The organism is Streptomyces sp. NPDC023838 (assembly GCF_040639555.1).
Classification (GTDB): domain Bacteria; phylum Actinomycetota; class Actinomycetes; order Streptomycetales; family Streptomycetaceae; genus Streptomyces.
Window position 1 is genome coordinate 1 of record NZ_JBFAAD010000065.1, and the last position, 19,927, is coordinate 19,927.

Consider the following 19,927-nt stretch of genomic DNA (forward strand, 5'->3'; position numbering starts at 1 on the left):
CGCCCGCTGGGCATCAGTGACCGACAACGGCGGAATCTTCGGACCCGGACGACTCATGCCCGACCAACGACGAATCTCTGACTCAGGTCACTAGGACGCCTTCCCCTCGCGCTCCCGGCTGCGCTGTGTGGTCTAAGGCCAATACCGGTGATTCATTAGGTGGAAGGGTCGGGCGCGCGGACGGGCCTCCGCCGGTGCGGGGCGCCCGAATGCGGTTCATAACCGTGGTAAAGGGCGGAGCGTCTCCCCGTTGTCCGGTGGTGACGGCGGTGGCCAGGGCGTGGGAGGAGGTATCAACGGCGAGATGGATCTTCGTGCTCAGGCCACCGTGCGAGCGGCCGATCGCATAGTCGTCCGGCTCGGCGTGAGCCCCTCGCTACGCGTCCGACCCGGATCGTAGTCCCCTCTGTTCCTCGCCCCGGCGGCGTGCTGTTGGGCCCGGCAGATCGTGGAGTCGATCGCCCGGGAGAACGCGGCCATAATCGGCGCGAGCGCCGACCCCTCCTCCTCTTCGCCGATCAAGAACACGGTCCCGCCCTTGGTGATCCATTCCTCGATGCTGAGGTTGCCGTCGTCGCCGGCGGAACCCCCGAAGATCTGGGCGACGTTGGAGTCATACATGGCGAGGAACGACTGCTCGGCCGTGCGCCAGGACGCGCTGCGCTCCTCGGGCGCGGTCGAGTGCTGGGCGGACAGAGCCCGCGAGAGTTCGTGGCGCCCGTGCCTGGCGAGGATGGTGACGGCCTCACGCTCGCTGGGGAAGGTGGCCCAGCGCATGATGTCCAGGGCGGGACGCTTCTCGAGCGCTGCGGCGTGGAGCCAGCAGGTGATCAGCATTTGGGCGTTCAAAACGAAGTACCCGCCGTTCTTCGTCCCCTCCTCGCTCTTGGTGGTGCTGGCCAGGGTCTCCGCCCGTTTGCGCGCGATGGTGAAGTCCTCGCACCCGTCACACAACGACCACTGCACCTGGGTGGGCAGCCCGACAGCCCTGTCGGGTCCAGGGCCAGGACCGGACCCCGGGCCTTTCGGGCCTTGGCCGCGGCGTACAGCACGTCGACCTTGGACGAGGTGGCAAGGACAGGGCCGGGAAAGTCCAGAATCCACGGGATGATCAGCTGGCTTGTCTTTCCTTCGCTGGGCGGGGCGATGAGCAGGACGGTCTCCTCGAAGGGGACATAGAGCTCCACGCCACTGGGAACGGCGGTCCCGGCGAACACCGCGACATCACGCACCGTGGGACCGATGAGGTCCTTCTGTACGGGTGAGCTCTTGTTGAGGTGAACCGGCCCGGCTGCGCCCTGGGCGGCTGGTGCGGCGAGGCTGGGCCGCAGGGTGGGCAGGCGGGACAGGGCATTGGCTTCTCCCATGGCTTCCTGGAGCTGGCGTGCGGTGGCCAGTCCGTCGCTGCCTTCATCACGCCACCGCGTCCAGCGGGTCCACCCGGTGCGCGCCGCCCACGCGCAGGTGATGGCCTGGGCGGCGATGAGGCCGTAGAAGGAAATGGGGCCGCCCACACCCGAGTTGCTGCCGAACGCGGCCGCGGGATCGCCGGGGTGCGCGAGCAAGCGGGTGACGGCGGCCGAGGTCTGGGTCCAGGTCACCGGGGCGAAAGCCCCGTGCGCCAGCAGCCCGGAGACGACGGCGGCCAGCCATGCCCAGAGCATGAAAGCCATGAACGCGGCCAGCAGAGCCACCCACCAGGCATCCCGGTGCAGGTGCAGGCCTCAGGCCGAGTGCGGCGAGACTACCTTCGCCATGAGTACTCGCCGAACTGTGCGGCCGGGTCAGGGTATTTCAGGCTCGGCCGCGCGCTGAGCGCCGTAGTCGGATGAAGGGTCACCGGCAGGCGGCGAGCGTCACGTGTGGGCGGGGGAGGGGCTTGAGCTGCTCGCCGGGCAGGGTGTGTGGCGGTGTGGAGGGCCCGCTGCGGCAGGGACTGCGCGCGCGGTGATCTCTGCCGGTAATGGACATCGTCGTGCCGGGCGACCTCACCGGCGCCGGACGCCCCGGTCATCGGCTGCCACCTGCTGGGGCCGGAGGGGCGCTGACGGCTGGCCGTGCGGGCCACGGCTGCGTACCAGAGGCGGGCCTGCCCCGTCGGCTGGTGCCGGTGGGCGGGCCCGCTTCGTTGCTCATCGCGGACTGGCCGTCGGGCGGCCGTGGGGCTCAGATCATGTTCTTGTAGATGTTCCAGCCGCTGCCGACCTTCCCCGGGCGGTGAAGGTCCGCGGTGCCGGCGTTGCCCGTTGAGGTGTACAGGTACAGGTCACCGTTCGGGAGGCGGCCGAGGACATCGCCCTTGCTGTCGCCGTCGATGTCACCCGGCACGACCAGCATGTCTTACACGTTCCAGCCGGTGGCGACCTGCTCGCGGCTTCGGCCACCTGGTGTCCGGCGGGCGCCGTCTGGCGGGCGATCTGGGCCCCGTAGCTGCCGACCCTTCTCCAACACCCACGCTGGCAGGTTCTGAGGCTGGCCAGTGAGGAGAGGTAGAAGGCCCGTAGGAGTCCGCGGTGGAAACGATCAGGGTCCACCGCCATCTGGAGGACGTGCCGAGCGAGGGCGAGACCAAGGACGTACTCGACCGGCTCGGGCTCGAACCGTGGGACATCACACGCACCCAGGAGGCCGTCGCCAAGGAGCTCGGGCACAAGAAGTGGGCACGGAACGCCGGTTCGCGTGAGCGGTGGATCAAGGCTCTCGCCGGGCACCCGAAACTGATCCAGCGGCCGGTCATCACGGCGGACGACAGCACAGCGGTGGTGGCGCGCACCGACGAGGCCGTGCGCGACGCACTGTCCCGGTGATGAGGCCTAACTCGCATGTGACCTAAGTTACTTCGGTTACTCCAGAAACCGCTGAGTAACCTTGTTCGGCATCTCGTACATAGCGGCGTACGCTCCCCCACCTCTCAGGAGGCGCGCATGTCGCGTAGGAGAACTGTCAGTACGAAGAAGAAGCTGGCGCTGCTGGTCAGCGCGGCGGCGGTGGCCGGCGGCGGAGCCTTCGTCATGGCGACCACCTCGAACGCCGCGCAGAGTCCCCGGACCCTGTCGGCCGCGGATTCGGCCATCTGCCAGGGGCTCGCCACGGCTCTCGGCAACAACCAGAAGTTCATCGACGGTCAACGGGCGGCGCCCGACACCCAGTCGGCGGCGCGGATCGCCAACCGCGAGGCGGTCATCGCCCAGATCAAGGTGCAGCAGAAGGCGTCCGGATGTGTTGTCGGGGAGTCGGCTCAGGACTCCCGGGCGAAGCAGCCGGCGCAGAGCGGGCAGCAGGCCGGCGGCGCCGCCCAGCAGACCGCTACCGCTCAGCCTTCGCCGACCGCCACCGCGGGCAACGACGGCGCCGGCGCTGCGGCCTCCGGGCAGCAGGTGTGCAACGGCTCCACCGTCACGCTCTCGGGCGAGGGTGGCGCACCGGCCGCGTCCAGCAACCAGTTCCCGGCGGGTACGAAGCTGAAGGTCACCAACCTGGACAACAACAAGTCCACGACGGTGCAGGTCACTTCGGTTTCCGGCAGCTGCGCGCTGCTGAACAACGCGGCCTTCGAACAGGTACGGGAGCCCGGCAAGTTCCTGATCCGCCGGGCGCTGATCGAGAAGGTGGGGTGAGGCTCAGCCGCTGAGGAAATCGGTGAGGTGGCACCCCGGTTCGGCGGGTGCGGCGTGCGGCAGAGCATGGTGGGGAGACGTCCGGCAGGATGTCGATCTCGACGGCGCGCGGCTGCAGCTCCCTCGCCCAGGTCGCCACCTTGTACGTGTCAGGGGTCCTGCTGTTCTCGGCTCGGCGAAGGGCCAGGAACAGCAGGACCCGCGCGTCGAGAATGCGCCACTCCGGAACCGGCCCGGTGACCGGCCGCACCGGCAGAAACTCGGCTGCCGCCGCCTCAAGGCGCAGCAACGCGGGGTTGAGGGGGACTCCCTCGGTCCCCCCACCTGAATGTCGTTTACAAAGAGGGCTGCAGCCCGGCGCCGGGATCGGGATGCTGGTCGAGTTCGTCGTCAGTGAGGAGTCGGAGCACGGCCTCGGTGTCGTCGGCCGGGGCAAGGGCACCCGCGGCCGTGTTCATGCAGCGTGCCCCGCTGTCCCGCATCGGCCAGATCCATATCTACAACAACTACTACGACGTCACGGTCCTCAACGGGTACACGCCGCAGTACAGCATCAACTCCCGCGCCAAGGCTCAGGTCGTCGCGGAGAACAACTACTGGAAGCTGCCGTCCGGCGCGAAGACCGCCAAGGTCCTCAGCGGTGACCGCACCGGCGCGGTCAAGGGCTCCGGCAACCTCGTCAACGGCACGGTGACCGACCTCGTCGCCGCCTACAACGCCGCCTCGTCCAAGGACCTGAAGACCACGGTCAACTGGACCCCGACCCTCACAACGGGCCTGGAGACCTCGGCGGCCAACCTGCCGGCGTCGCTGGCGACGACGGCGGGTGCGGGCGTGCTCAAGTAGCAACCGAGACACGCGAGGGCCGGGAGACCACAAGCCCCCGGCCTTCGCGTATTAGTGCCGCGCGGTCCACCGCGCCACGGACTGTGAGGGGCCCGGGATGCGTTCTCGGGCGCGTCGGCGGCGACTGGGCTATGAACGCCCACAGTTACCGGAAACTGCGGCCCTCCCACGCGTGGGTCTGGAAGAGCTCCGGATAACCGTGGTGCGCCCCACGTGGGAAGGGTCCGCGCCGGGCGGCATGCGGATCGTGACGCTCCGGCGTGCCCAGTACTGCAACCGGATCTGCGTGACGGATGTGGGTTCCATGCCAGCATCGCGCATCGCTTGGGCACGTCGGAGCCCTGCGATCGGCGGCTGGACTACCTGGCCGGGCTGCTGGCTCCTTTGGAGCGGAAGAACGGCTGAACGCTGGCCGAGCAGGTCGGGCAGCTCCGTCCGGACGGGGTCCAGCGCCTGCTGGTCGGTGTAGCCGCTCACGTGCGGCTCGGGGAACTCGGCGCCACGTCACCACCCGAGCCCTGGCTGGAGGCTCCGTCCCGTGAGCTGTCTGGCGAGTCCCCTTGTTCGGAGCCACCCCAGGCTCCGTGGCAGCCCTGGACGCGGGCCCTGGCGACCTCCGGTTTGGCCCTCCCGGGTACCGCGCCGACGCGCTCCCGTCGGGCGGCGAGCAGTGCGCGGCGGGTGCCTGCCGGCGCCGCCTACGGTCGCAGCTGGGCCGCGAGTGTCTCGGCGACCTTCCTGAGCGACTCGCCGGCCAGGGCCGGGTCCGCCTTGGTGACGGGCCATCCCTGGGAGACCACGAGCGCCAGGTCGCCCTTGCCCACCATCGCCACCCGTGCGACGGCGACCGTGCCCCGGCCCGGGGTGACCCTGGTCTGGCCGATCCCGGGCTTGTCCTTGGAGAACGCCATCACCTCGTCGGAGCGGAGGGCGCCGAGGCGGGCGATCTGCGGCAGCGCCAGGTTCACCGCCACCCCGCCCATGGACGTGGCCACGAGGTCGATCTCCAGCGGGGCTTGCGAAGCCGTGAAGTTGCAGACGACGGACGCGTGCGGCGGGACGGCGGGGTTGGAGGGGAGCCCAAACGGCGGCGTGGGCTTCCCGCTGGGCCAGGCCTCAGCCGGGCGGCCCGGGTCGACGGTCCCCTGAGCCGCGGGGTGGCCGCCGGACGCCGCCGGGGTGACGGTCCGTCCGGCACCGGCCGCCTTCAGCGCCGCCGCCGGGTCGAGGCCGAACGGGCAGGCCGACGTACCCGTCAGCTGTTTCGCCGTCGAGGCGACCCGGCCGTAGGACAGCCTCTCACCGCCCGAGGCCGCCCCGCCGGAACTCCCGGACGAGGAACAGGCGCTCCCGGCAAGGGCGATCCCGGCCGCGCCGGCCAGGGCGAGGATGCGGCGGTGCCTGGCTGCCGTGCGATCAGCTGTCATCCGGTCAGCCTAACCCTCCAACCGCATCTGCGTGACGGATGTGGTACAGGGCCCGTAGGTGTATCTGTGTACCGATGGGCTGACGGTTGAGTAAGTCCAATCGTGGTGCGAGGGGATAGCCAAGGTCCCATGCCCGCATCGCGCATCGTTGTGGCAGGGCGGAGCCCCACGATCGGGCGCTGGACTACCTGGCCGGGCTGCTGGTGCCCGTGTCCTGGACCGATGAACGGGAATTCTGCCGAACCGCCGGCATCGGGGCCGAGATGCCGTTCGCGACGAAGAACGAGCACTTCAAAAGTAGCAATCCAGCCCGCGTAGGAGAACGGCTTCGGACATTGGGTCCTCACACGCCGCTCCGTCAGCGACCCGAGCAAGATCGCCCACTAAGAACCCCTAACGGAAAGCCCTCGTGCCGCCTTCCGTTTCCTGGTGGCTCGGTCCGGCCGCGTATGCCAGCGGAGGCGCGATTGCTTGCGCATCCGCCCCTTCGCCTACCCACAGGGCGATGAACAGCGCGGCGGTTGCTTCCAGGAGTCCTGCCCGTTCGAGACCGCCTCCAGCAAAGGGTTTGCAGCCCACGTCCTGCACCAACTCGCGTACACGCGCGACGGCCGTCTCGTCGTCCCCGCAGATCGGCACGGCCAGCGGTCGCCCGTCGAAGAGGGGCGGCCGCATGCGCCACACGTCCTCGTGGCAGAGGTTGAAAGCCTTGACCACGTGGGCTCCCGGTGCCGCCGCGGCAAGTTGCTGCGCGGCTGAGGGGCCTCCTTCCGTCAGCAGCCGGAAGCCCGGCCCGACCGGGTTGGAGCAGTCGAGCAGCACCTTGCCCTCCAGGGCTGCGTGCAGGTTCCGTGCCACGTCTACTCCCGCCCCGAAGGGCAACGCGGCCAGTACCACCTGACCGGACTCCGCCGCCGCGCACAGACTGGCCGGCTTCACGCTCCCTCCGATGCGCGTCGCGAGCCACTCCGCCTTGTGTGCGTCCCGTCCCCCGATGATCACCTCGTGCCCGGCCCGCACCCAGTGGGTGGCGAGCGCGTCAGCCATGTTGCCCGTTCCCAGTACGCCGATTCTCATCACGCGTTCCCTCTCCGTGCCTGCTTTGACGGTTCGTACCGACGCTAGAAGGCCGTTCGGGCACCATTTGGTACGTGACGACCGACGCCTTCCTCGCCGACTGCCGCGCCAGACTCGCCTTCGACCTGCTCTCCAATACCTGGAACGCCGTGGTGCTCTGGGCGCTGCGCGACGGCCCCAGGCGCCCGGTCGAACTGCGGGAGCGGATCGGGGGCATCAGCTCCAAGGTCCTCACCGAGACTCTGCGGCGGCTGCAGTTCAACGGACTGGTCGATCGGCAGGCACACCCCGACTCATCATCACGGGTCGAGTACCAGCTCACCGCTCTGGGACGGACCCTGCTGGCGCCCATCGACGCCGTCGGCGCATGGGCCTTCGAGCACGGTGACGAGGTTATGGCCGCCCAGGAAGCAGCATGCGTTCCCGACCCGCAGTCCGCTCGTTCACCTTGCTAGTGTGATGCGCCAGAAATTTTGTGGGTTAGTTCTGCTGTGTTTTCTGGTTGGTGGTGCCGACCTTGGTGAGGTAGTCGGCGAGGGAATTGAGGATCTCGTCGGCGGTTTTGGTCCAGGTGAAGGGCCGTGGGTTCTCGTTCCAGGTGTCGATCCACGCGGTGATGTCGTCCTCCAGGGCCTTCACGGACCTGTGGACGCCGCGGCGGATGAGTTTGTCGGTCAGCAGGCCGAACCACCGCTCGACCTGGTTCATCCAGGAGGAGCCGGTCGGGGTGAAGTGGACGTGGAAGCGGGGGTGTTTGCCCAGCCACGTCTTGATCTCGGCAGTGTTGTGGGTGGCGTAGTTGTCACACACCAAGTGCACGTCGAGTCCGGTGGGCACCGCCTTGTCGATCCGGACCAGGAACTTCTTGAACTCAATCGCGCGGTGACGGCGGTGGAGTTGAGATATGACGGTGCCGTCAGTGATGTTGAAGGCAGCGAACAGACTGGTGATGCCGTGCCGCAGGTAGTCGTGGGTCCTGCGTTCGGGCATGCCCGGCATCATCGGCAGCACCGGCTGCGAGCGGTCCAGCGCCTGAATCTGGGACTTCTCATCCACGCACAACACCACCGCCTTCTCGGGCGGGTGGTGGTACAGGCCGACGACGTCGACGACCTTGGCGACGAACTGCGGGTCGGTGGACAGTTTGAAGGAGTCCTGCAGGTGGGGCTTGAGGTCGAACTTCTTCCAGATCCGGCCGATGGTCGACTTCGACAGGCCGGTGCGCTGAGCCATCGAGGCCCGTGACCAGTGCGTGTCCCTGCCCGCGGTCGACTCCAGGGTGGCCACGATGACCTCCTCGACCCGGTCGAGGAGGATCGAGGGCGGCCGGCCCGAGCGGGGCTCGTCCTGCAGGCCGTCGAGGCGTTGGGCGATGAACCGGGCCCGCCAGCGGTCCACGGTCGACCTGTCGATGCCGAGATCGGCCGCGGCCTGCTGGTTCGTCCCGCCCTCCGCGCGGCGCAGCACGATCTTTGCCCGCAACGCGAAGTCCGCCGCTACGTCGGCTGGTATCGACACATCACCTTGGCCATGCTCGCCCACACCCTCCTCGCGGCGATGAGTGCGCGAGCATCCGAAAATGGAGATATGTCGGTGAGGATGCCGTGGTCATCGAGCTCACCGTGGCGGAAGTGCGGCGACTCCTGGCAGTTCACACGCCCCGAGACCTTCACACCATCACCCACGCGTTGAGCTGGTCGCACTGGCGCCGACGACGCCAAGCGGTGGCCCGCCGCTGCCACTACCGCCGTCGTGGGCACTCCTTCGAGGGGTGTGCGAGCAGAAGCCGTCCGTGATGGCATCCTGCCCGCTAGACTCCCACCGCTCGAGGTTTTCCCAGGTCAAGGCACGAAGTACTGCTGGAGTACTAGCGGCCGAGGAATCTTTCGACCACTGTCGCCAGGGCCTCCGGGCTCTCATCCGGGGCGAAGTGGCCGACGTCGTTGAAAACCTCGAGCTCGGCGTTCGGATACCACTGCAGCCAGGTGGACCGCATGGTGTCAGGGCCCATCGCCGGGTCGTTCGCACCAGCCACGACAAGCACCGGGGTCGGATTTCCCTCGAGCCGTTCGTGGATGTCGGAGCCGCGAGTCCAGGATTCGAGGTACGAGCGCAGGGCAGCCGAGGAGGAGCGTTCCGAGCCGCTCACCCTGGCATCCAACCAGGCATCGTCATGCCGACTGCCGGTGGTGACGTCAAAGATCGTCCTGCGGTTGCCGGAATCCTCCACAGCTCCGACGAACAGCTCCCACATCTCCCCTTCGAGCGGGAACCCGGAGGCGGGTACCGGTGAGATGCCGACGATCGAGCGGACCCGCGAGGGGGCGTCCAGCAACATCAGCTGGGCCGCCTTGCCGCCCATGGAGTGACCGATGACCGAGAAGGTGTTCCAGCCGAGGTCGTCGGCCACGGCGAGGGCGTCCGCTGCGACCTCCTCCATCGTGTACGTGCCGGGTGTGTCCATCGCCTCGCCGTACCCACGGCAGTCCACGAACGCGTAACTGAACGCGCTCCCGTCCAGATACGGCCGCATATGGCCGAAACTCGACCTGTCGCTGAGCCAGTGGTGGAGTGCGAGGACCCGCTTCGGACCGCTGCCCTGTACCTCGTACGGAATTACGTGCCCTGCTACATGACCTGTCACAACGCTGGGTCTTCCCCTCCGGGCCGAGCCCGGAATCCCGCCTGATTGAGGCTTCGCTCCAACGGCGTAGCAGCGCGAGCGGGCGACCCAAGGCGTCGCAGGCCAGATGAATCTTGCCGGTCAGGCCACCCCGGCCCGGGAACTTCCGGACGATCCCGTGAGGGCCCCCGGTCGTCCAGCCGCTTGCGTCCACGCAAACGCCTCGCCGGTGTTGGCCAGGAAGCACACCAGCGGGTGGAACCCGAAACCGCCCTTGCATGTGGGTGCGGCTGCCTCCTTCTCGGAGTGGCAACAGCGTGGCGTCGAGGTCCAGGATGAGGCCGGGCAGCATGCGTCCCGCAGCGCGGGCGACGGGTACGCTCTCCCGGTCGGTGCCGCACACCACCACAACACTCAGCGCGGTCAGGTCCCGCCGCGCGTCCTCGGCGTCCAGCGGCCCGTCCTGACCCGGCCGGTCCGCTGCCCCAGGCAGATACGGACACGACCACGGCTCGGGCACGGGCCTGGGGCCAGCTGCCGTACCAGGCGCGGGACGTGCCCGGCGCTGCTGGCGCATCAGACGGGCCTCGGCCGCACAGATGTCGTGGTCGGCGTACCGGCTGCGGGCTCCGGCGCGGCTGAAGAATCCTCCAGGTATCGGAAGATGCTGCTGGGATCACTCATGAGTGGGCCTTTCCTTCGCCACTGGGTTTGGCGGGGACGTCGAGTAGCTGGGCCAGGCGCCGGCAGGCCTGGCTGAGGTGGGAGCGGATCGTGGCCTCTTCGACGCCCATGACGGCGGCCGCTTCCTTGGTCGTGCAGTCCAGTCCGTAGCGCAGGATGACCGCGTCGCGCTGGCGCTCACTGAGACGTCCGACCGCCGTGCAGAACTGGATGTTCCCGGTCAGCACTTCGTAGGGATCACAGGCCGCGTCCTTGACCGCGGCCTCGAACGCGCTGATGTCCCCGGGTCAGGCCGGGTCTTGCGCCTGCGCTGCTGGTCGATGCTCCGGTTCTTGAGGATGGTCCACGTGCAGCCCTCCAGGTGCTCCATGCTCAGCATCCGCGGCCACGCGTCCATCACCGATTCGAAGGGGCGGTCGACCGCCTCCTCGGCGTCCGCGTCGGAACCCAGCTGGAGGTAGGAGAAGCGCATGCGCGCAACGCTTGTCGGAGTGGAAGGCCCAGTAGGACAGCTGCTGCGCGGCGCTCCACTGGCTCATCGGCTGCTGGCTGCCCCGGTGGCTGGGCACGTCCACGGCTTTGCCGGACTCCTCCGGACCGCCCTCGCTCACCGCCCCACCTCACGACACTCGTCGTCCGGCTCGGCACAGGGGCGCCGGGCAAGGGCCAGGTCGGCGATGCTTGCCGCACGCACGCGGCGAGCAGACGCCAGCATCACTGGTTATCCAAGCGGCTCCGCCGAAGTCCGCTGCTGATCCGCACCTGCGGTACAAACCTGGCCGCCCCTGGTGAACGGGTCTGGGGGCGAAGCCCCCAGGAGCTTTTTCTTCCCGTGCCTCAGCGGAGCTGCTTAGGGCCTGTCTCGAAGTCGGGTGTGAGCTTGTGACAAGATCGCGGGATGCTGCGACTCACCGATTTCATTATCGACTGCCCGGACACGATGAAGCTGGCGGCTTTCTACTCCGAGGTGACGGGCCGTCCGATCAAGGAAGGCAGCTCCGAGGACTGGGCTGGCATCCAGTTCGGCGAGATCGAGCTGGCATTCATCCGGGTGGACGACTACCGCGCTCCGCAGTGGCCCGACAGCGAGCACCCCAAGCAGTTCCACCTCGACTTCGAAGTGGACGAGATCGAGTCCGAGCAGCTCCGCGTCCTCGACCTCGGCGCGACGCTAAGGCAGGACTTCATCGGCCCCAACGGCTACGGCTGGCAGGTCTACACCGACCCGATCGGCCACCCCTTCTGCCTGTGCCGCAACAAGGGCGTCATCTGGACCGACCAGGGCCCGATCTGGCCCAAGCGCGACTGAGCGGCTTGGATGAGGTTCGTTGCTGACTGTCGGATCCGGTCGCGTTGACGGTTCATGGCCTGGTCGACGGCCTTGCCGATGGCGTCGGTGCTGGTCTGGGCGCGTTGCGGGTAATCCTGGTACTTCGCCTGGCGCCAGACCAACTCGATGTCGTTCAACTCCGGCCTGCGCGTGGCAGGTAGAACAGCTCCACCCCGATCTTGGTCAGCTGCTCGCGGCGGCCCTTGAACGCCTTGGCAGTGTGCGCTGAGGCGTTGTCCAGCACCACGGTGCACGGCCGCGAGCGTGCCCGGACGGGCATCTGCCCATCGAGGCCGTCGGCGGCCAGCTCCAGGGTGGCCCCACCGGGCAGGCCGGCCAGGTCCGCGCAGACGAACTCCAGCAGCATCCCGGCGTCGACCTTCCCGCAGGTGGGCTGCCAGAGAAGGTCCGGCGTGGTGCCCACGATCTGGGCGCCGAGCACGTTGACCCGGCGGTTCTTGGTGTCCTCGCGGGGCACCATCGCCCGCTGCCTGGTGCGCGAGGAGGTGTAGCCGGTGGGCATGGTCGGGGCGAAGCCGGACTCGTCCAGGAAGATCAGGTCGCGCTCGCCCGCGCGCGCCTGCATCCGTAAGTCCGCAAGTCCTCCAACCGGGCCCGGGCCGCTTGTTGGAGGACGGGGTCGGCCTGGTGCCGCACCGTGTCGCGGGTGGGTTTCCAGCGGAAGCCGTCAACGGCGCAGCAGCTCCCACAGCCAGTCAGCGGAGATCTCTGCTCCGCGCTGTTCGCGCAGCCAGTCGCGCAGTGCTGGGACGGTCCAGGTGATCCCTTCCGCGGCGGAGACGTCCAGCAGCCGTGCCGGCGCGGCGCGGTCGTCGTCGCCGAGCACCCTGGCCGGATGCCCCGGGCGTGGGGCGTCCGGCTGTGCCTTGACCCCGCCGTCGTGGAGGCGTTGGCCGCCGCGCGGACCGTGACCACGTTGCACTCCAGCAGGTCGGCGACCTCGGGGGCGGTCTTGCCGCGGTCGAGCAGGCGGATGCACTCCGCCCGCTGCCGGGTGTAGCGGGTCAGATCCCGCCGAGCCAGCAGTTCGCGCAACTCGCGACGCCGATCGACAGTCAACTCGGTGCGGAGGATGTTCGACATGGCGTCCCTCCCACAGGACGCCTACCCAACCAGCAGCCAACTTCACCCGAGCCGCTGAGTGGCGGGGCGCTGGTGGCCTTGCGGGTGTCTGCTGCACCTGCTGTGCCGCCCGGCGGGAAGGAGGGGGAGAGGACGGTGGGGACGGCGCACGGTCGGCTGCGCGCCGGATGACCGTGTCGGCCGCGGCGCGGATCTCCTGTGCGCGTGCGGCGTACGGTCGGCTCGCTTCGGCATCCTCGTGTCGCCGTCCTCTTTCGTTGTGGCGGGCCCGGTAGGCCGCACTGGCGTGCTGCGGAGCAAGCGGTGCGAGCGCGGTTGCGGGCGGGGCCGGGAGGCAGGCGGTGTGAACCGGCCAAGCATCCGTGGCTGGCCTTCGCATACGGGTCCCGCTCCTGCCTGGGCCAGGTCGCGGGGACGGGCGGCCGCTTGTTCCCCCGTTCGGGCTAGTCGGCCGAGTCGTGGCGGTGCCGATGGGCTGAGGGTGAAGGGAAGGGCCGCGGACGAGTGCCGGTACGGCACGGCTCCTGGGGCGGGTCGCGGTGGCGCCGCGTACGGCTCCTCAGTGGCCTGCGGTGATCTGCTCGCGCATCGACTCAGCCGGATGGACGTATGCATCATGTCGTTGAAGATCGAACGAATTGATCCGTGTAGCGGCGCCTTCCACCAGCACGTGACGCTGATCGGAGCACTGGGCGCGACCCGTCACGTTCTCTGGGGCAACCGCGTGCTGGACGCGGGTGATTGGAAGAGGAGATTGTCCGCCGCCGGCGAGGTTTCCCTTGCCTTCAGCATCCCGCCTGGCCGCGGGACGGTGTCCGTGGTAGCCGTGGACCGCGCGGACCGCAGCAACATCGTGCACTTCACTTATGAGCCCTCTGAGCCCTATGAGCCCTCCCAGCCACGCGAAGGTCCAGCACGCCTCGGGACAGAGGCGGTTGCCGATGAACTGCTGGTTGCCGTACGCGGCGCACCACCTGACCTTGTCGACCGCCTGGAACGGAGCGGCGATGAGGCAACGGCCCGGCTTGGCTGCCTCATGCGGCGGATCCAGGGCCGAGACGGGCCTGCGGCCGCTGACTGCGGCTCCTCCGAAGGCAAGCCGGTGGTGTGTGACCCGGTGACGCACGACTTCGCCTGGTAGCCCGGCCGCCGCTGCCCGTAAGCGCCATCGAAAGGGAGACCATGCGTGAGCCAACCCGGCAGGATCCCGCTGTTGACGTGCCCACTGCCCCGGAAAACAGGTTCCTGGTCACCGACCTCGACGGAACCCTGCTGCACGGGGATGCGGAAGTCCGCCGACGGTTGTTGCGCGCACTGGAGCGGCAATCTGCGGTCACGGTCGTGTACGCCACTGGCCGCGGCCTTTCCTCGGTTCAGGACCTTTTGGCGCAGGACCCGTTACTGCCGTCCCCGCGCTGGATCATCGCCGACGTCGGCGCCAGCGTTGTCGACGCGACGTGCATGCGGCACGTGGCCGCGGTGGAAGAGCCTCTGCGCACAGGGTGGCCCGGCCACGGCTCCGTGCGCACTGCGCTCAGCCGGTTCCCCCAGCTCGTGTACCGATGGGGCATCGAGCAGCAGGGCAGATGCTCCTACTATCTGGCGCCGGAGGACTACTCGTACGAGATCACGGCAGCCGTGAAGGAACTCGGCTGCACCTGGACGTACTCCGCCGGCCAGGGCAGGCCCTGCGTCGACTCCTCCGTCACCTGCACCTGCCCGAGACAGGGGTTCTCGTCGCGGGCGACTCCCTCAACGACCTGTCCATGTTCCAGCTCGGCACGCACGGCGTCGTCACCGCGAACGCCGAGCCGCAGCTGCTGGCGCGTCTTGCCACCGCCCCCCAGGTGCACCGCCCCCCGCTCGACGGTGCCGCCGCGATCCTCGCAGCGCTGGAACGCCTCGGCTGGGTGGAGCGGCCCAGACGCGTGGTCATCGGCTATCACCGCCCACCGGTGCACTGGTCGCAAGGGCGGTGGCGGGAACCGTGCAGCCCCAACGGCATCCTGCCGACCCTGACGTCCCTGCTCTCGACCGGTGCCGACGAGGACGAGCTGGACGCCGTGTGGGCTGCCGCCACCACCGACGACGTCGACATGGCCGCCCCCGCTCCGACCCGGTTCCCCCTCGCCCTGCTGCCCGTACCGGCCAACCAGTGGGCCGGCTATTTCCATGGAGCCTGCAAGGAGACGCTGTGGCCCGCACTGATGTCTCACGACCACCTCATCCGCCAGGGTGGCGCGTGGTGGGCCGACTACGAGGCGTTCAACTCGGCCTTCACCCAACACATATGCAGCCACGCCGACCATGGCGGAACGGTCTGGCTCCACGACTACAATCTCTGGCTGGTACCCGGTCTGCTCAAGGAACAGCGTCCCGACCTCACCGTCGGCCTCTTCCACCACACACCATTCCCGCGACCTGACACCTTCCGGCGTCTGCCGGCGGCAGAGCAACTGCGCACCTCCCTGCTCCAACTGGACTGGGCCGGCTTCCACACACCCGACTTCGCCGACAACTTCCTGCACGTGCTGAGCGGAGCACCTCGCATACCTCGCATCGGAGTCCACCCGCTGGGCATCGACCACCACAGCGTCGCCGCACTTGCCCGATCACGAGCCCCGATGGCCCGCGCCGACCCCCGGTCCCTCCTGGTCCTCTCCGTCGAAAGGCTCGACTACGCCAAGGCACCCCTCCAGAAGATCCGCGCCCTCGGCGCCCTCCTCGAACGACATCCGGCACTCCGCGGCCGGCTGCGCTACCGTCTGATCTGCCCCCCGCCCGCACCCGGGATCCGTGCCTACGACACCACGCGCGCCGAACTGGAGCGTGCCATCACCGCGCTGAACTCCCAGTGGCGGCAGCCCGAATGGGAACCGGTCACCTATGTCCCCCGGTCGCTGCCCTTCGCCGAGGTCATCGACCACTACCTGGCCGCCGACGTCTTCTGGGTCACCTCCCTCGCCGACGGCATGAACCTGACCGCCCAGGAGTACCTCGTCGCACAGGCCGCGACCAACCGGTCCGGGGTCCTGGTCCTCTCGCGATACGCCGGAGCAGCCCACTGTCTCCACAAAGCCGCACTCCTGACCGACCCTCACAGTGACCGCGACCTGCTCGACGTGCTGCACACCGCACTTGTTATGACACCCGCGCAGCGCCGTGCCAACACCCGACGCCTGAACCGTCTCCTGAACGCCCCCGCGCCTGCGGAATGGGCACGCGCTGTCATCGCCGCGATCCGAGACGAGAAGACACCCGGGGTGCGATCACGACACTGGACAGGGAGTCCGGCCGCCCTCTTCAGCGCACCCCGGGGCGACGCTGCGTGGACGGCGATCCCGGTGGCTATGGCGCCATCGTTGACGAGGGCCCGTTGGAGTGGCAGCCCGAAGCGCCCTCGACACGTACGGACGTTGGGCGTTCGCTGAGGAGGGCCACGGCGCCGGAGACGCACGGTCGCAGCCCTTATGATCGGGCCGTGCGCGATGAGACCGAGCTCGTTGGCGTCCTCGCCAGCCGGGCGGGCGGTCACGTAGACGAGGGTGCCGCCGTCGTACAGGCCCGCCCCGGCCCAGCGGAGGGCGAGGTCGGCCAGGCCGAGGGTGCGGGCGGAGGAGCCGATGGACAGACGATGTCAGCTGTCGGTGTCGAGGTGGGCTCGCACGGCGTCGACGAACTCGTCGCCGTATTGGAAGACCCCGCCGTGCCCCGCCCCTGGGGAGATGATCAGCGTGCTGCCCGGGATGCGGGCGTGCATGTCGTGGGACAACTCGGTGGGGATCATCCGGTCGTGGTCGCCGTTGGCGATGAGCGTCGGGGCGCCGATGCGGGAGAGGTCCTGCGGCTCAGCCCGGCCCCAGCCCCGGATGGTCGTGATCTGGCGGCGGTGGATCCGCCGACCCGGGGAGTCCGGTCTGCTTTGTCCCTTGGCTGACTGAGTGAAGGGGCCTGGAGCAGAGCTGCTGCACCGCCAGGCGCAGCAGGGCCACGTCGCTGGCGCCGGGCTGGGGCGTCACGTCGGCCGGCGAGGTCTGGGCCGCCCTGGAACACGTCGCGCCGGGACATGGCGATCCCGAGAACGGCCAGAAGATGAGGCTGGACGGAACGTACGGGCACTGGCGCGATCGGTCGACACGGCGCGAGGGAGTAGCGACTCAGGGTGCCTCTCTCCCCACAGGGCCGTGGTGGGGCCCACCATGCCGCCTGCCAAGGCAGTTTGTCGGCTCCGGTGTTGGCTGCGACGCGCAGCCGTGGCTTGTGTGGGCGGACAGAGGCCAACCGGCCCTTCGCTGCCTTGCGTGTAGCGGCTGTGAGCGAGAACCGGAGGACCCCAGGACATCTGAGGTGTGACGGGCACGACCGACCTGCAGCAGGTGGCGGGGGATCTCGGCGATGCCTCCTTGCGGCACAATCGTCAGCATGAATGCGGGGGTTGTGGGTCTCATCGGCGCTGCCATCGGCGCGGTTTCTGCCGTCCTTGGAGCCGTCGTCAATGGTTGGTTCGGTCGTTCGAACGCCAAAGGGCAGCGTCAGCTGGAGTGGACGATTCATCAGCGGGAACCCCGGGCCAAGGCGTACACCGAGTTCTTGGATCAGATGACAACCGTGACTATCGAGATACTGAAGCGGCAACTCTCTCTGGAGCGCGTAACAACTGATGGAACTCTGCCACCTGAACAGTCGGATTCCGCAGAGCAGTTGTTGGCAGACTGGAAGGTCGCTGTGACCCTGTGCGCACGAGTCAAGGTGGAAGGCCCCGAGGAGGTTGCCCGCGCGGCAGGTGCATTGATTCAATCGGCCGGGGCGATGTTTGATGAGCAAGGCCGCTACGTTCAGGCTCACACTCTTGGTCCGGCAGAGCGGAGTTCTTCATCGTTGAGGTTTCGCGAATATAATCAAGCATTCGGCCTCCGTCAGCAAGAGTTCGAGGCAGCAGCACGGAAGGCTCTGGCCGCAGGGTCACTACCGCAGTGACCCCCCATGGGCTGGCTGGCCATGGAGGCAAATCTCGCCCCCATGACTTTTGCCGTGCTCAACGCGCTACTCAGGGGCATCGGCCATGGGTGGACGAGTCGTGAGTTCGAGCATGTGTTGGTGAACTCGTGCGCGATGAAGGCCCCGGCATCCTGCACTGGCTCCTCGACAGCGCCCGGCGCTACCTCACCACCCGCGACCCGCTCACCTCACCCACCACCGTCCGCGTCGCCACCGAGGCCTACGCCACCACCGAAGACCACATCGGACGCTTCCTCACCGAACGCTGCACCCGCACCCCCACGGCCGGCGACAACGGCGACCTGCGCGTCGAACAAGGCCTCCTCTACACCACCTACTGCTCCTGGTGCCTGGCCGGCGAAGGCATCCGCCCGGCCACCGCCCGCGCTTTCGCCACCCGCGTCCGCAGTGAACTGGGCCTGGCTTCACCGGCGGAGATGATGAAGTCCAGCGGCAAGAAGTACTACCCCGGCCTCGGCCTGCTCCCCGAAGACACCGACGCCGACCCCAGGACGACCACCGGGAGCGAGGATGGCTGACCCACGCGCCCTGCCCACCCCCACCGGGCGCACGTACGATGAAAGCCGCGCCGTATCACCCGCCGACCACAGCCGCCTGACCGCCGTCACGGCGCTGAACAGCCACTGCGACAACGACAGGGACGAGAAGGGGCCGCAGCGATGAGCTCGCTACTGCAAGACAGCGAACTGGCCCACGAGGACAATGTCGTCTGGCTCGAGGACACCGACGCCTCGACTACGTCCGCCAGGCCCTCGACAAGACCACGCGCCGCCGCGGCAAGCCCCGCTACGCCCGCGACGGACGCATGGTCGGCTACAGCGAACTCGCCCTCGACGCCGAAGCCGCCCCCGACAGCGGCCTCCAGCTGCGCCGGGTCTTCTTCCTCCTGCCGCACGACCGCGACAGCGACCCCGAGGGCGTCTACCAGCAGGGCGCCCCGGGCGAAGCCGTCGACCCCCGCACCATGAACCCCGCCGCGTCGGGGAAAAGACACCTCGCTCCCAGCGCGGTGCCGCCGCAATAGCCACCAGCCGGTGACGGCCCTGACGGATTCGTGAGGGAAAGCCGGGCCTGGTTGGATCGGGGCTTGCAGAGGATATGTTCAATCGTGGAGCTAAGCGCGGCAGGTTCGGGCATGATCGGGTGTCATGGCCGCTCTTCGCTCCCGCCGTCTGGAAGGGCTCTTCGGAGCGCGCCTGGATGAGGTCACGCACGCCCAGGTGATGGCTTTGCAGGCGAACGCCGTGTCGGAGTCGTACGACTTGGAGTTCAAACGGGAGCTCTACGGCGGCAGTGACCGGGCGAAGAAGGACCTGGCCGGTGATGTGGCCGCGCTGGCCAACACTGCTGGCGGGGTGCTGCTCCTGGGGGTCGCCGAGGACGATCAGGCGCGGGCGGCAGGGGCGGAGGGGGTTCCGCTCAGCGACAGTGAGATGTTGCGGATCCGCAGTATTGTCGCCGACCTCGTACACCCGTTGCCCACCTTCGACATCCGGCAGGTCGAAGATCCGGCCCAACCCGGTCACGGGTTTTTGCTGGTCGCCGTGCCCCGTAGTCCCGCCTCCCCGCACGGTGTGCTGGTCAACGAGGGCCTGCGGTACCCGAGGCGCCACGGGGCCAGCATCGTTTATCTGACCGAAGCCGAGGTCGCCGCCGCCTACCAGGAGCGCTTCGCCCGACGCCAGAGCCGCTACGACGATCTGCGGCGCTACCAAGGCGACCTGACCAGCCGCCTGGACACGCACGAACAGACATACGTCATCGTCACCCTGGTGCCGGATCTGAGCGGCGACTTCATGCTCGACACCAAGACTTTTAACGCCTTCCGGGAGACTACGCTCGGCAAGGACCTGCTCGTTATTCCGCGCAATATCTACATCCAGCACGTCACGGTGGCCAGCCGCCGCCTGGTCGCGCATGGCGGTCCCGAGCCCGCGAAGGCCAAATGGATCGCGTGCGAGCTTCATCAGAGCGGCGCTGGCGCTTTCGCCGCCATCGTTGCTCACCGCAGCGACACTGTTCGGCCGGGAGAGGTCAGCCAGAGCACCGACAGTCAGGTACAGGATGAGGATTTGGTCCTCGACATCTGGTCTGCCCTGCGCTTCCTAGTGACCTGAGTCAGAGATTCGTCGGCAGTAGGCGGCGACTTTGTCGAGGATCTCGTCGGCTGTCTTCGTCCAGACGAAGGGCCTGGGGTGTT

At 68.4% G+C, this 19,927-nt stretch carries 20 protein-coding genes and 6 pseudogenes; 13 read left to right on the top strand and 13 right to left on the bottom strand.

Annotation, left to right across the window (positions count from 1 at the left end):
* Window positions 1-301 precede the first annotated feature (301 nt).
* The 3 genes and pseudogenes from AB0G17_RS36550 to AB0G17_RS36560 form a co-directional block, all read right to left on the bottom strand.
* A pseudogene (locus AB0G17_RS36550) lies at window positions 302-459 on the bottom strand (IS5/IS1182 family transposase); the annotation flags it as partial.
* Window positions 460-845: 386 nt separating this feature from the next.
* Window positions 846-1,694, bottom strand: a complete 849-nt coding sequence (locus tag AB0G17_RS36555; RefSeq protein ID WP_361392354.1) for a hypothetical protein — start codon at window positions 1,692-1,694, stop codon at window positions 846-848.
* Window positions 1,695-2,166: 472 nt separating this feature from the next.
* Entirely contained in the window at window positions 2,167-2,337 is a 171-nt protein-coding gene (locus tag AB0G17_RS36560; RefSeq protein ID WP_361392357.1) for a hypothetical protein, read from the bottom strand.
* A gap of 191 nt (window positions 2,338-2,528) precedes the next feature.
* On the opposite strand from AB0G17_RS36560, the pseudogene AB0G17_RS36565 reads away from it, so the two are divergent.
* The 3 genes and pseudogenes from AB0G17_RS36565 to AB0G17_RS36575 all read left to right on the top strand — a co-directional run.
* A pseudogene (locus AB0G17_RS36565) lies at window positions 2,529-2,807 on the top strand (ArsC/Spx/MgsR family protein); the annotation flags it as partial.
* A 117-nt stretch (window positions 2,808-2,924) separates the two neighbouring features.
* Entirely contained in the window at window positions 2,925-3,617 is a 693-nt protein-coding gene (locus tag AB0G17_RS36570) for a hypothetical protein (protein ID WP_361392360.1), read from the top strand.
* Window positions 3,618-4,073: 456 nt separating this feature from the next.
* A pseudogene (locus AB0G17_RS36575) lies at window positions 4,074-4,463 on the top strand (pectate lyase); the annotation flags it as partial.
* A 698-nt stretch (window positions 4,464-5,161) separates the two neighbouring features.
* On the opposite strand, the gene AB0G17_RS36580 reads toward AB0G17_RS36575, so the two are convergent.
* Window positions 5,162-5,890 carry a hypothetical protein gene (locus AB0G17_RS36580; protein ID WP_361392408.1) on the bottom strand — a complete coding sequence of 243 codons (729 nt, stop codon included), beginning with the start codon at window positions 5,888-5,890 and terminating at the stop codon, window positions 5,162-5,164.
* Window positions 5,891-6,283: 393 nt separating this feature from the next.
* Complete coding sequence (locus tag AB0G17_RS36585) at window positions 6,284-6,967, bottom strand: NAD(P)-binding domain-containing protein (RefSeq protein ID WP_361392363.1); 684 nt, start codon at window positions 6,965-6,967, stop codon at window positions 6,284-6,286.
* A 74-nt stretch (window positions 6,968-7,041) separates the two neighbouring features.
* On the opposite strand from AB0G17_RS36585, the gene AB0G17_RS36590 reads away from it, so the two are divergent.
* Entirely contained in the window at window positions 7,042-7,422 is a 381-nt protein-coding gene (locus AB0G17_RS36590) for a helix-turn-helix domain-containing protein (RefSeq protein ID WP_361392366.1), read from the top strand.
* Window positions 7,423-7,447: 25 nt separating this feature from the next.
* Here AB0G17_RS36590 and AB0G17_RS36595 read toward each other — a convergent pair whose 3' ends face one another.
* From AB0G17_RS36595 to AB0G17_RS36610, 4 genes are all read right to left on the bottom strand, one after another.
* Window positions 7,448-8,554 carry an IS630 family transposase gene (locus tag AB0G17_RS36595; protein WP_361392399.1) on the bottom strand — a complete coding sequence of 369 codons (1,107 nt, stop codon included), beginning with the start codon at window positions 8,552-8,554 and terminating at the stop codon, window positions 7,448-7,450.
* Window positions 8,555-8,834: 280 nt separating this feature from the next.
* Window positions 8,835-9,611, bottom strand: a complete 777-nt coding sequence (locus AB0G17_RS36600) for an alpha/beta hydrolase (RefSeq protein WP_361392369.1) — start codon at window positions 9,609-9,611, stop codon at window positions 8,835-8,837.
* Between the two features lie 659 nt (window positions 9,612-10,270).
* Window positions 10,271-10,501 (bottom strand): sigma-70 region 4 domain-containing protein, encoded by a 231-nt coding sequence (locus AB0G17_RS36605; protein WP_361392372.1) that lies wholly within the window; start codon window positions 10,499-10,501, stop codon window positions 10,271-10,273.
* On the bottom strand, window positions 10,495-10,746 hold the full coding sequence (locus AB0G17_RS36610; RefSeq protein ID WP_361392375.1) for a hypothetical protein: 252 nt from the start codon (window positions 10,744-10,746) through the stop codon (window positions 10,495-10,497). Before AB0G17_RS36610 ends, AB0G17_RS36605 begins: the two co-directional genes overlap by 7 nt.
* A gap of 426 nt (window positions 10,747-11,172) precedes the next feature.
* Between AB0G17_RS36610 and AB0G17_RS36615 the strand changes: the two genes are divergently transcribed.
* Window positions 11,173-11,583, top strand: coding sequence for a VOC family protein (locus AB0G17_RS36615; protein ID WP_361392378.1), 411 nt, complete (start codon window positions 11,173-11,175; stop codon window positions 11,581-11,583).
* Window positions 11,584-11,737: 154 nt separating this feature from the next.
* Here the strand turns inward: AB0G17_RS36615 and AB0G17_RS36620 are convergent, their stop codons facing one another.
* Window positions 11,738-12,190 carry a hypothetical protein gene (locus tag AB0G17_RS36620; protein WP_361392381.1) on the bottom strand — a complete coding sequence of 151 codons (453 nt, stop codon included), beginning with the start codon at window positions 12,188-12,190 and terminating at the stop codon, window positions 11,738-11,740.
* A 102-nt stretch (window positions 12,191-12,292) separates the two neighbouring features.
* The gene (locus tag AB0G17_RS36625) at window positions 12,293-12,547 is read right to left on the bottom strand and encodes a hypothetical protein (protein WP_361392384.1); all 255 of its coding nucleotides are present in this window, start codon (window positions 12,545-12,547) and stop codon (window positions 12,293-12,295) included.
* Window positions 12,548-13,324: 777 nt separating this feature from the next.
* Between AB0G17_RS36625 and AB0G17_RS36630 the strand changes: the two genes are divergently transcribed.
* Complete coding sequence (locus AB0G17_RS36630; protein WP_361392387.1) at window positions 13,325-13,849, top strand: hypothetical protein; 525 nt, start codon at window positions 13,325-13,327, stop codon at window positions 13,847-13,849.
* 41 nt (window positions 13,850-13,890) lie between these two features.
* A pseudogene (locus AB0G17_RS36635) lies at window positions 13,891-14,319 on the top strand (HAD family hydrolase); the annotation flags it as partial.
* Between the two features lie 2 nt (window positions 14,320-14,321).
* Here the strand turns inward: AB0G17_RS36635 and AB0G17_RS36640 are convergent.
* Window positions 14,322-14,495: a hypothetical protein gene (locus tag AB0G17_RS36640; protein WP_361392411.1), complete on the bottom strand. Its 174-nt coding sequence runs from the start codon at window positions 14,493-14,495 to the stop codon at window positions 14,322-14,324.
* Between AB0G17_RS36640 and AB0G17_RS36645 the strand changes: the two genes are divergently transcribed.
* The gene (locus AB0G17_RS36645; protein WP_361392402.1) at window positions 14,424-16,139 is read left to right on the top strand and encodes a trehalose-6-phosphate synthase; all 1,716 of its coding nucleotides are present in this window, start codon (window positions 14,424-14,426) and stop codon (window positions 16,137-16,139) included. The two genes, AB0G17_RS36640 and AB0G17_RS36645, sit on opposite strands and share 72 nt — an antisense overlap.
* A gap of 206 nt (window positions 16,140-16,345) precedes the next feature.
* On the opposite strand, the gene AB0G17_RS36650 is transcribed toward AB0G17_RS36645, so the two are convergent.
* Window positions 16,346-16,603 (bottom strand): alpha/beta hydrolase, encoded by a 258-nt coding sequence (locus AB0G17_RS36650; protein WP_361392405.1) that lies wholly within the window; start codon window positions 16,601-16,603, stop codon window positions 16,346-16,348.
* Window positions 16,604-17,130: 527 nt separating this feature from the next.
* Between AB0G17_RS36650 and AB0G17_RS36655 the strand changes: the two genes are divergently transcribed.
* The 5 genes and pseudogenes from AB0G17_RS36655 (at window position 17,131) to AB0G17_RS36675 (ending at window position 19,844) form a co-directional block, all read left to right on the top strand.
* Complete coding sequence (locus AB0G17_RS36655) at window positions 17,131-17,685, top strand: hypothetical protein (RefSeq protein WP_361392390.1); 555 nt, start codon at window positions 17,131-17,133, stop codon at window positions 17,683-17,685.
* Between the two features lie 122 nt (window positions 17,686-17,807).
* Window positions 17,808-18,245 (top strand): annotated as a pseudogene (locus AB0G17_RS36660) (DNA primase); the annotation flags it as partial.
* Window positions 18,238-18,390 carry a hypothetical protein gene (locus AB0G17_RS36665; RefSeq protein WP_361392393.1) on the top strand — a complete coding sequence of 51 codons (153 nt, stop codon included), beginning with the start codon at window positions 18,238-18,240 and terminating at the stop codon, window positions 18,388-18,390. The pseudogene AB0G17_RS36660 and the gene AB0G17_RS36665, both read left to right, overlap by 8 nt.
* Window positions 18,387-18,765: pseudogene (locus AB0G17_RS36670) on the top strand (DUF6009 family protein). Before AB0G17_RS36665 ends, AB0G17_RS36670 begins: the two are co-directional and overlap by 4 nt.
* A 110-nt stretch (window positions 18,766-18,875) precedes the next feature.
* On the top strand, window positions 18,876-19,844 hold the full coding sequence (locus AB0G17_RS36675; RefSeq protein ID WP_361392396.1) for an ATP-binding protein: 969 nt from the start codon (window positions 18,876-18,878) through the stop codon (window positions 19,842-19,844).
* Window positions 19,845-19,927: the final 83 nt, after the last annotated feature.

Bases quoted from the DNA above. Each gene is read 5' to 3' on its own strand.
- AB0G17_RS36615 (WP_361392378.1), top strand. From the start codon at position 11,173: ATGCTGCGACTCACCGATTTCATTATCGACTGCCCGGACACGATGAAG.
- AB0G17_RS36675 (WP_361392396.1), top strand. From the start codon at position 18,876: ATGGCCGCTCTTCGCTCCCGCCGTCTGGAAGGGCTCTTCGGAGCGCGC.
- AB0G17_RS36665 (WP_361392393.1), top strand. From the start codon at position 18,238: ATGGCTGACCCACGCGCCCTGCCCACCCCCACCGGGCGCACGTACGAT.
- AB0G17_RS36580 (WP_361392408.1), bottom strand. From the start codon at position 5,890: ATGACAGCTGATCGCACGGCAGCCAGGCACCGCCGCATCCTCGCCCTG.
- AB0G17_RS36610 (WP_361392375.1), bottom strand. From the start codon at position 10,746: ATGCGCTTCTCCTACCTCCAGCTGGGTTCCGACGCGGACGCCGAGGAG.
- AB0G17_RS36620 (WP_361392381.1), bottom strand. From the start codon at position 12,190: ATGCAGGCGCGCGCGGGCGAGCGCGACCTGATCTTCCTGGACGAGTCC.
- AB0G17_RS36570 (WP_361392360.1), top strand. From the start codon at position 2,925: ATGTCGCGTAGGAGAACTGTCAGTACGAAGAAGAAGCTGGCGCTGCTG.
- AB0G17_RS36655 (WP_361392390.1), top strand. From the start codon at position 17,131: ATGAATGCGGGGGTTGTGGGTCTCATCGGCGCTGCCATCGGCGCGGTT.
- AB0G17_RS36585 (WP_361392363.1), bottom strand. From the start codon at position 6,967: ATGAGAATCGGCGTACTGGGAACGGGCAACATGGCTGACGCGCTCGCC.
- AB0G17_RS36630 (WP_361392387.1), top strand. From the start codon at position 13,325: ATGTCGTTGAAGATCGAACGAATTGATCCGTGTAGCGGCGCCTTCCAC.
- AB0G17_RS36560 (WP_361392357.1), bottom strand. From the start codon at position 2,337: ATGCTGGTCGTGCCGGGTGACATCGACGGCGACAGCAAGGGCGATGTC.